Genomic DNA, 6,623 nt, shown 5'->3' with positions numbered 1-6,623 from the left:
CAGGCCCAGGCCCCGGCGCCTGTACCGGCACCGGCACCCAGGCCCGCCCCTGTATCGGTGTTTGCCGATGCGGTGCGCCTGCTGGGGGGTGGCAAGTGACCCCCACGCAAAAGACCCAGGCTGAAACCGAGGCCATGCGGGCGCTGGAAGCCCTTTTTCACGCCGAGGCCATCGCGCCCTCTGGCATCTGTAAGCAGTGGGTCCAGCTGGCCCGCGTGCGCGTCGAAGCCCTGCAACACCTGATCCACCACACCAACACCCAAGCATGAACACCACCACCGAGCACACCGAAGACACCACCCAGGCCAGCGGCCCCGATGAAATGGCGGCAGGGCTGGCGGCCCTGCAACTCAAGGCAGCCGACGATCCGGGCGCCATCGTGCCCACGGCACCGGCCACGGGCGCCCAGGTCGCCCAGGTCGAGCAGGCGCCACCCGTCGCCCTGTCGGTCGAAATCGGGGACGCCATCACGGCAGGCGTTACCCTGTTGGGGCCGATCTTCCCGAGCCTGGGCAGGGTCTACACCCCCGAAACCGTGCAACGGCTGGCCGTGTCCACCGAGGCCGTGTGTGTGAAGCGCGGATGGCTGGCGGGTGGCCTGTTCGGCGGCCGTGCCGAGGAAGTCGTGCTGGCGGCCGTGCTGATCCCTGTCACCCTGTCCACCTGGGCGGCCGTGAAACACGATCTCATCAAGGCCCGCATGGAGGAAAAACCGTGGCTGGGCTGGCTGGCCCGCGTCACCGGCTGGGGTCGCAAGGCCAAGGCCAAGGCCGTGCCCCAGGATCGCCCAGGCGCGGCCGTGGCATCGGTCGGCACGGCCGTGGAGGTCGCCCCCGCATGAAGACGGCCGATGGCGTGCTGGTCGTGATCGCGGGCGCGTCACGATCCGGCAAGACGGCCTACACCCGCAAGCGGCTGGCCAAGGCGCGGCGGGTCGTGGCCTGGGACCCCGAGGCCCAATGGTGCGAGTTGCCTGGATGGCGCAAAGTGACCACGCGTGCCGATCTGCTGGCGGCGCTGCAAAAGCCGGGGCCGCTCAAGCTGGCGTTCGTGGTCGGATCGGACCTCAAGGCCGGGTTCGACTTTTGGGCGCAGGCGGTGTTCTGGTCTGGTCGGTTCGTCGAGCCCCTGGCCTGCATCGCCGAGGAACTGGCCGACGTGAGCACACCGGCCAAGGCCCCCGAGGGCTGGGGCATCCTGATCCGGCGCGGCCTGAAGCGCGGGATCAGCATCTACGCCATCAGCCAGCGGTGGAGCGAGGCCGACAAGACCGCGTTCGGCAACGCGTCGGAGTTCGTCATGTTCCGGCAGTCGTCCGGGGATGACGTGGCCTACCTGTCGCGAAAGACCCGCGTCAACGTCACCGAGTTGGACGGGCTCAAGCCTTTGGAGTGGGTCCGATACAACGCCCACACGGGCGACATGGAGCGAGGCAAGCTCAAATTTTGAGCCAGTGAGGGGGCGCGTTTCCTGTACCGGTAACGGGTACGGTAACGGCCCCTGGTGCGCCTGATGGGGTGCGGGTGGAATCGCGGTTGTCATGTGCAACTGCAACGATTCCACCAACACCACCACCATGAACACCGAAGACCTGAAGAAGCTTGCCATCGCTGGCGCCATCCTGTTTGCCGCCTACAAGTTCGGCCCCTCTTACGCCAAGGCGGGCGCCCTGGCCGTCGCGGCTGGCGTGATCGCCAAGCGCGTGCCCTACGTCAAAGACGTGCTGTAAGGAGGGCGCCCAATGTCTGTCGGCAAGCTCCAACGCTATGGCATCCCGTTCTCGAACGTGGTCGCCACCGGTACCGCTACCAACCTCATCACCCCCGGCCGCACGCTGGAAAACTTCCGCCTGAAGCTGGGCGGCACCACCTTTACCAAGGCCATGATCTCGCTGGTGCGAATCAAGGCCAACGGCAAGACCGTGATCGAAGCCACCGGCACGGAACTGGACAAGATGAACGCCTACCGAGGCGAAACCTCGGACGCATCCTTCCTGGACGTGCAGTTTGCCGATTACAAGATGATGGGCGAAGTCGACCGCATGGTCGGCGCGTTCGACACCTCCCTGGGGATCGCCAACATCACCACCGAGGTGACGATCAACGGCGCCACGGCCCCGGTCCTGACTCCGATCCTGACCGAATCGGCCGCCCAAAAATCGGCCGATGGCTCCGTGTCCCCCTTCGCCGGTCTGATGACCAAAATCCTGCGCTACCCGTTCAGCGTGGCGACGGGCGGCGTTCTGCCCCTCACCGTGCCTTTCGGCCCGCAAAACGGCGCCATCATCAAGCGCGTTCACGTCGCCACGAACGGCGGCCTGATGACAGAAGCCGTGGTGAAGGAAGACGGTCTGGTCGTCCACGAGAGCAACAAGGCAGAGAACGAATTCGAGCAGAAGAAGTTTGGCCGCGTGCCTCAGACCAACTTCTACACCATCGACTTCTGCGCCGATGGCAACGTGCGCAAGGCCCTGGACACCCGCCAAGCCCGAAGCCTGGAATGGCTGCTGAAGTTCAGCGCGGCCGAGTCGGGCAACGTGCTGATTGAGTACCTCGACCCCCTGGGCAACCTGTAAGAAGGGGCACCGATGGCAACCTGGGAAGAATGGTTTCAGACGGCCGCCGATAAGGCGCTGGACGTGTACCAAGCCGACAAGACGGCCGACGCCAACATGAAGGCGCTGGAACTCCAAGCACGTGCCCAAAACGGCACCCTTTACACCGAAGGGCGCCCCATCGGGTCGGCCATCGGTGCGGGCCTGACGGCCAACCAGAAAACCGGCCTGATGGTGGGTGCTGTGGTCGTCGTCGGCCTGCTGCTGCTGCGGGGCAACTGATGGCAGAAGGGGCTGTGGCCGTTGACGTGGCGACCAAGAGCGGCGCCCAGGCATCGTTTCAAAACGAGGCATGGGCCAACTTCTCGGGGTTCTCCGTCAACTACGGAAACGGCAACAGCGCCGGGGCGGCCTCTGGCCTGCCCTGGTGGCTGTGGCCTGTGCTGGCGGGCGCGGCCCTGCTGGCGTTCAAGAAAATGAAGGGGCGCTGATGGGCTTTCTTTCGGGCATCACCGGCTCCCTGTTCGGGGGCAAGGGTTCGGGCGTGGGCAACAGCACCACGGACCAGAACACCGCCACCACCAACACACAAAGCAACCTGACCGGCGGCGAGGGCGCACAAAACCTGTACGCCAGCGGCGGCGGCGTGGTCAACACGTCCGACCTGGGCGCCGTGAGGGCGGCATTCGATGCCATCCAGAAGAACGATGCAAGCCTGGGGACGGGCTTTGGCCTGCTGCTGGGCGCAACGTCGGACATTTTCAAAACCTCATTGAAGACCACCCAAGACGCAAGCGCCAGCGCCTACACCAACGCGGCCCAGGCATACGCCCAGGCCGAGGCCGACAAGGCGGGCGGCGTCGATCAGAAAACCATGATGATCCTGGCGGCCATCGGCGCGGCCGTGGTCGTCATGCTCAAGCGCAAGGGCTGACCATGTACCAAACCATCACCCTGACCGCGTTTCAGCGCGTCGAGTTCACCGACAGCTTCGACTTCGTGCGCGTCATGTCGGCGCCCCAGGCGCTTGACCTGGAATTTCATCGGGACGGCCGCGAGATAGACGAGGCCGTCGCCATCGGCACGGGCTACTCCGAGCGTTTCGCCAAGCCGTGCACAAAGCTGGCCCTGATCAACGGGGCCACGGCCCAGACTGTGACCGTGGCGACACGCCTGGGCGCCGTGGTCGAGTTCGACAAGCCCCCCACGGGTGACGTCAACGTGTTGACCATGCCGAGCGTGGCCGTGATCAATCAAGGCGCGGCGGGCGTGAACCAGTTTCAAAGCAGCGTGACAACGGCCAGCGGCACGATGATGAACGGCACGCCAACGCGCAAAGCGTTCATGATCCAGAACCGAAGCGCGACGGGCACGATCTGGGTCAACCTGAGCGGCGGCACTGCAACCCAGGTTGCGGGCATCCGAATCCGTCCGGGCGAAACCTTCAACATGGACACCCGTGTCCCTGTGGGCGCCATCACCGGCATTGGTGACGCGGCCAACTCGGATATCACCATCGTGGAGCTGACCTGATGGCAAACGGCATCCTGAGCAGCGGGGCGCCTATGACCGAGGTCGGCACCGTGGACACCTTCGCACAGAGCGCGGCCCCTGCGGGCTGGCTGGTGTGCGACGGGTCCACGATCAGCCGCACCACATATGCGGCGCTTTTCGCCAAGATCGGCACCACCTGGGGCGCGGGCGACGGGTCCACCACCTTCGCCGTGCCCGATGCGCGGGGCGAGTTCGTGCGCGGCCTGGACCTGGGCCGAGGCGTGGACGCGGGGCGCGTGCTGGGCACGGCCCAGGCGTCGCAGTTCCAAGACCACGAGCACGCGATACACCTGGGCAACAGTTCCACAGCGCCCACATCAACCCTAGGGTATCCGGCCGCGGCGGCTTACAACACGGTAGACATCAACAACTACTTCAAGACACAAGCGGCATCCACCGGCACGCGAGGCACGGAAACCCGCCCCCGAAACGTCGCCATGTTGACCTGCATCAAGTTCTGACAGATGAAGATCCACCACCACCACCCAGAAACAGGCGCATACCTGGGCACCACAGATGCGCAGCCCGATCCGATGGAACCGGGGCGCTGGCTGATCCCTGCGCACGCCACCACCGACGAACCACCCGAGGCACCGCAAGGCCGAGCCGTGCGGCGCATGGGCGAAGCCTGGGAACTGTTCGACGTGCCCCAACCACCGGCACCACCGGCACCACCCAGCGCGGCCCAGCTTCGCGCCTGGGCCATCAATGCCCGATTGCAAGCCATCGACGCGGCCAGCGCACGGCCTGCGCGTGAGTTGATCCGCGCCCAGGCCCTGGGCAAGACGGCCCCGGCTTTCGCCGTGTCCAAGCTGGGCGCCCTGGAAGACGAGGCCGCATCCCTGCGGGCTGAGTTGCAAGGCATGAAGCTGTGAAAGTGCAGCCCGAATTCTTGATGCTGGGCGCGGCCGTGGTCGTGCTGGGCTATCTCGCCATGAGCGACGAGGACACACAAACCGAGGCGGCCGGGGTCGCCTCCGATCTGCTGGAAGGAGCGGCCCAAGCCGTGGACAAAGTGACGAGTTTCAAAATCAGCCGCATGGCATCGGTAGATAAGGCCCTGGTGGACCATCCCCAGGTGCGCGCCATGCTGGCGGTCATCCGGCGCGGTGAAGGCACGGCCGATGCGGCGGGCTATTCGCGCCTGTTCGGCGGCGCCAGCTTTTCGGGGTTTGCGGATCACCCGCGACAAGCCGTTTCCAAGTGGGGCTTGACGAGCACCGCAGCGGGCGCCTATCAGATGCTCTCGAAGGTGTGGGACGAAACCCGCGACCTGATGGGCCTGGGCAGCTTCTCCCCCCGCAATCAAGACATTGCCGCATTGGGTCGCATCGCGGCCCGTGGCGCCCTGCCTGACGTGCTGGCGGGCAACCTCACGGCCGCCATCAAGCGGCTCAACAAGGAATGGGCAAGCCTGCCCGAATCGCCCTATGGACAGGGCACGATCACATGGGCCACGGCCCGCGACGTGTTCAGCCGTGCGGGCGGGAGCGCCACGGCATGAACAAACAGACCATGATCGCGGTGGGCGTTGTCGGCCTGCTGCTGGTGATCGTGATGAACAAAAAGGCCCCGGCCGCCTCCCTGGTGGCGAAGCCCGTGGGCCAGCGTTCGGGTGATGCCATCGTGCCCCCGATCAGCCCCGGCGACGTTTTCACCGGCACGACGGAATGGGAGACATGAGCATGATGCGTGCGGTGAATCTCAAGCCTGAGCACCTGCTGATGATCGGCGGCGTGGTCGTGCTGGCCGTGTGGGCATCGGGTGGCCTGCGCGGGCTGGCCCAGGGTGCGGGCGCGGCCGTGGGCGGCGCGGCGGCGGGCGTGGTCGAAGGGCTGGGCCTTGCCATCGGCGTGCCCCTGACCGATGCGAACAAGTGCGCCCAGGCCAAGGCCGAGGGAAGCGCGTTCGGCATGGCGACCTATTGCCCATTGGGTGACTTCGCATCCGGCGTGCTGCACAGTGCATCGGACATCGCGTCCGGGACCGTGCTGGCGGCGGGCGACGTGCTGGGCGTGCCCCGGACCACGACGAGCGCCTGCGAAGCGGCCAAGGCGGCGGGCGACTACCTGGGCGCCTCTTTCCATTGCCCTGCGGGCGATTTCCTGGGCTGGACATGGGACAAGGTGACGAAGTGAAGACCATCCAAGACCGACTCAAAGAGCCGAGCACCTGGGCGGGCCTGGGCCTGCTGGCTCACGCGGTGAGCCTGATCCTGGCCGATCCGTCCAACCTGAGCGCATGGGGCGAAACCCTGGGCGCCCTGGGCGCCATCCTGCGGGCCGAGGGCAACCCATGAGCGGCGGAGAGTTCGCGGGCGCCTGGACCGTCGTCAACAGTGGGGCCGTGCTGGCCCTGCTGGGCTACGTCATCGCATCAGAGCGGCGATTGACCAAGCTCGAAACGATCATTGAAATCCTGACCAAGCGCACACCATGAGCACCAAGGCACCCAGCAAGCGGGCAAAACGGCCCGCCAGCACGAAAAAAAGCCCCCGGAAGGGGGCTTTTTTACA

The 6,623-nt window shown here is 66.0% G+C and carries 16 protein-coding genes; all 16 read left to right on the top strand.

Translation table 11 applies throughout. The annotated features are described in order from the left end of the window. The first annotated feature begins 95 nt into the window (after positions 1 to 95). Positions 96 to 269 (top strand): hypothetical protein, encoded by a 174-nt coding sequence (locus QZ994_RS18000; protein ID WP_290874943.1) that lies wholly within the window; start codon positions 96 to 98, stop codon positions 267 to 269. Beyond that, positions 266 to 841: a hypothetical protein gene (locus QZ994_RS17995; protein WP_290874940.1), complete on the top strand. Its 576-nt coding sequence runs from the start codon at positions 266 to 268 to the stop codon at positions 839 to 841. The genes QZ994_RS18000 and QZ994_RS17995 overlap by 4 nt, the downstream gene beginning before the upstream one ends. Next, a complete protein-coding gene (locus tag QZ994_RS17990; RefSeq protein ID WP_290874937.1) occupies positions 838 to 1,449 on the top strand; it encodes a hypothetical protein in 612 nt (203 codons plus the stop codon). The genes QZ994_RS17995 and QZ994_RS17990 overlap by 4 nt, the downstream gene beginning before the upstream one ends. Before the next feature lie 127 nt (positions 1,450 to 1,576). Further along, positions 1,577 to 1,729: a hypothetical protein gene (locus tag QZ994_RS17985; protein WP_290874934.1), complete on the top strand. Its 153-nt coding sequence runs from the start codon at positions 1,577 to 1,579 to the stop codon at positions 1,727 to 1,729. A 12-nt stretch (positions 1,730 to 1,741) separates the two neighbouring features. Continuing rightward, entirely contained in the window at positions 1,742 to 2,575 is an 834-nt protein-coding gene (locus tag QZ994_RS17980) for a major capsid protein P2 (RefSeq protein ID WP_290874931.1), read from the top strand. Positions 2,576 to 2,587: 12 nt separating this feature from the next. Then, positions 2,588 to 2,836, top strand: coding sequence for a hypothetical protein (locus tag QZ994_RS17975; RefSeq protein ID WP_290874928.1), 249 nt, complete (start codon positions 2,588 to 2,590; stop codon positions 2,834 to 2,836). Next, entirely contained in the window at positions 2,836 to 3,045 is a 210-nt protein-coding gene (locus tag QZ994_RS17970) for a hypothetical protein (protein WP_290874925.1), read from the top strand. The genes QZ994_RS17975 and QZ994_RS17970 overlap by 1 nt, the downstream gene beginning before the upstream one ends. Beyond that, positions 3,045 to 3,488 (top strand): hypothetical protein, encoded by a 444-nt coding sequence (locus tag QZ994_RS17965; RefSeq protein WP_290874923.1) that lies wholly within the window; start codon positions 3,045 to 3,047, stop codon positions 3,486 to 3,488. The genes QZ994_RS17970 and QZ994_RS17965 overlap by 1 nt, the downstream gene beginning before the upstream one ends. Before the next feature lie 2 nt (positions 3,489 to 3,490). After that, entirely contained in the window at positions 3,491 to 4,087 is a 597-nt protein-coding gene (locus tag QZ994_RS17960; protein ID WP_290874920.1) for a hypothetical protein, read from the top strand. Beyond that, complete coding sequence (locus QZ994_RS17955) at positions 4,087 to 4,569, top strand: phage tail protein (RefSeq protein WP_290874917.1); 483 nt, start codon at positions 4,087 to 4,089, stop codon at positions 4,567 to 4,569. The genes QZ994_RS17960 and QZ994_RS17955 overlap by 1 nt, the downstream gene beginning before the upstream one ends. A gap of 3 nt (positions 4,570 to 4,572) precedes the next feature. Next, entirely contained in the window at positions 4,573 to 4,983 is a 411-nt protein-coding gene (locus tag QZ994_RS17950) for a hypothetical protein (RefSeq protein WP_290874915.1), read from the top strand. 35 nt (positions 4,984 to 5,018) lie between these two features. After that, a complete protein-coding gene (locus tag QZ994_RS17945; RefSeq protein WP_290874912.1) occupies positions 5,019 to 5,612 on the top strand; it encodes a glycoside hydrolase family 104 protein in 594 nt (197 codons plus the stop codon). Beyond that, positions 5,609 to 5,791: a hypothetical protein gene (locus tag QZ994_RS17940; protein ID WP_290874910.1), complete on the top strand. Its 183-nt coding sequence runs from the start codon at positions 5,609 to 5,611 to the stop codon at positions 5,789 to 5,791. Before QZ994_RS17945 ends, QZ994_RS17940 begins: the two co-directional genes overlap by 4 nt. Continuing rightward, complete coding sequence (locus tag QZ994_RS17935; protein WP_290874907.1) at positions 5,788 to 6,246, top strand: hypothetical protein; 459 nt, start codon at positions 5,788 to 5,790, stop codon at positions 6,244 to 6,246. Before QZ994_RS17940 ends, QZ994_RS17935 begins: the two co-directional genes overlap by 4 nt. Continuing rightward, complete coding sequence (locus QZ994_RS17930; protein WP_290874904.1) at positions 6,243 to 6,407, top strand: hypothetical protein; 165 nt, start codon at positions 6,243 to 6,245, stop codon at positions 6,405 to 6,407. The genes QZ994_RS17935 and QZ994_RS17930 overlap by 4 nt, the downstream gene beginning before the upstream one ends. Further along, on the top strand, positions 6,404 to 6,547 hold the full coding sequence (locus tag QZ994_RS17925) for a hypothetical protein (protein WP_290874901.1): 144 nt from the start codon (positions 6,404 to 6,406) through the stop codon (positions 6,545 to 6,547). Before QZ994_RS17930 ends, QZ994_RS17925 begins: the two co-directional genes overlap by 4 nt. Positions 6,548 to 6,623 lie beyond the last annotated feature (76 nt).

The organism is Aquabacterium sp., assembly GCF_021768455.1.
Taxonomy (GTDB): domain Bacteria; phylum Pseudomonadota; class Gammaproteobacteria; order Burkholderiales; family Burkholderiaceae_C; genus Aquabacterium.
The sequence above is the reverse complement of the archived record's forward strand: the minus strand, read 5'-3'. Positions and strand labels throughout refer to the sequence as shown.

What these genes read in the sequence shown, in the direction of transcription:
- QZ994_RS17980 (WP_290874931.1), top strand. Translation starts at nt 1,742, where the DNA reads ATGTCTGTCGGCAAGCTCCAACGCTATGGCATCCCGTTCTCGAACGTG.
- QZ994_RS17925 (WP_290874901.1), top strand. Translation starts at nt 6,404, where the DNA reads ATGAGCGGCGGAGAGTTCGCGGGCGCCTGGACCGTCGTCAACAGTGGG.
- QZ994_RS17935 (WP_290874907.1), top strand. Translation starts at nt 5,788, where the DNA reads ATGAGCATGATGCGTGCGGTGAATCTCAAGCCTGAGCACCTGCTGATG.
- QZ994_RS17950 (WP_290874915.1), top strand. Translation starts at nt 4,573, where the DNA reads ATGAAGATCCACCACCACCACCCAGAAACAGGCGCATACCTGGGCACC.
- QZ994_RS17955 (WP_290874917.1), top strand. Translation starts at nt 4,087, where the DNA reads ATGGCAAACGGCATCCTGAGCAGCGGGGCGCCTATGACCGAGGTCGGC.
- QZ994_RS17970 (WP_290874925.1), top strand. Translation starts at nt 2,836, where the DNA reads ATGGCAGAAGGGGCTGTGGCCGTTGACGTGGCGACCAAGAGCGGCGCC.
- QZ994_RS17960 (WP_290874920.1), top strand. Translation starts at nt 3,491, where the DNA reads ATGTACCAAACCATCACCCTGACCGCGTTTCAGCGCGTCGAGTTCACC.
- QZ994_RS17965 (WP_290874923.1), top strand. Translation starts at nt 3,045, where the DNA reads ATGGGCTTTCTTTCGGGCATCACCGGCTCCCTGTTCGGGGGCAAGGGT.
- QZ994_RS17990 (WP_290874937.1), top strand. Translation starts at nt 838, where the DNA reads ATGAAGACGGCCGATGGCGTGCTGGTCGTGATCGCGGGCGCGTCACGA.
- QZ994_RS17975 (WP_290874928.1), top strand. Translation starts at nt 2,588, where the DNA reads ATGGCAACCTGGGAAGAATGGTTTCAGACGGCCGCCGATAAGGCGCTG.
- QZ994_RS17940 (WP_290874910.1), top strand. Translation starts at nt 5,609, where the DNA reads ATGAACAAACAGACCATGATCGCGGTGGGCGTTGTCGGCCTGCTGCTG.
- QZ994_RS17995 (WP_290874940.1), top strand. Translation starts at nt 266, where the DNA reads ATGAACACCACCACCGAGCACACCGAAGACACCACCCAGGCCAGCGGC.
- QZ994_RS17985 (WP_290874934.1), top strand. Translation starts at nt 1,577, where the DNA reads ATGAACACCGAAGACCTGAAGAAGCTTGCCATCGCTGGCGCCATCCTG.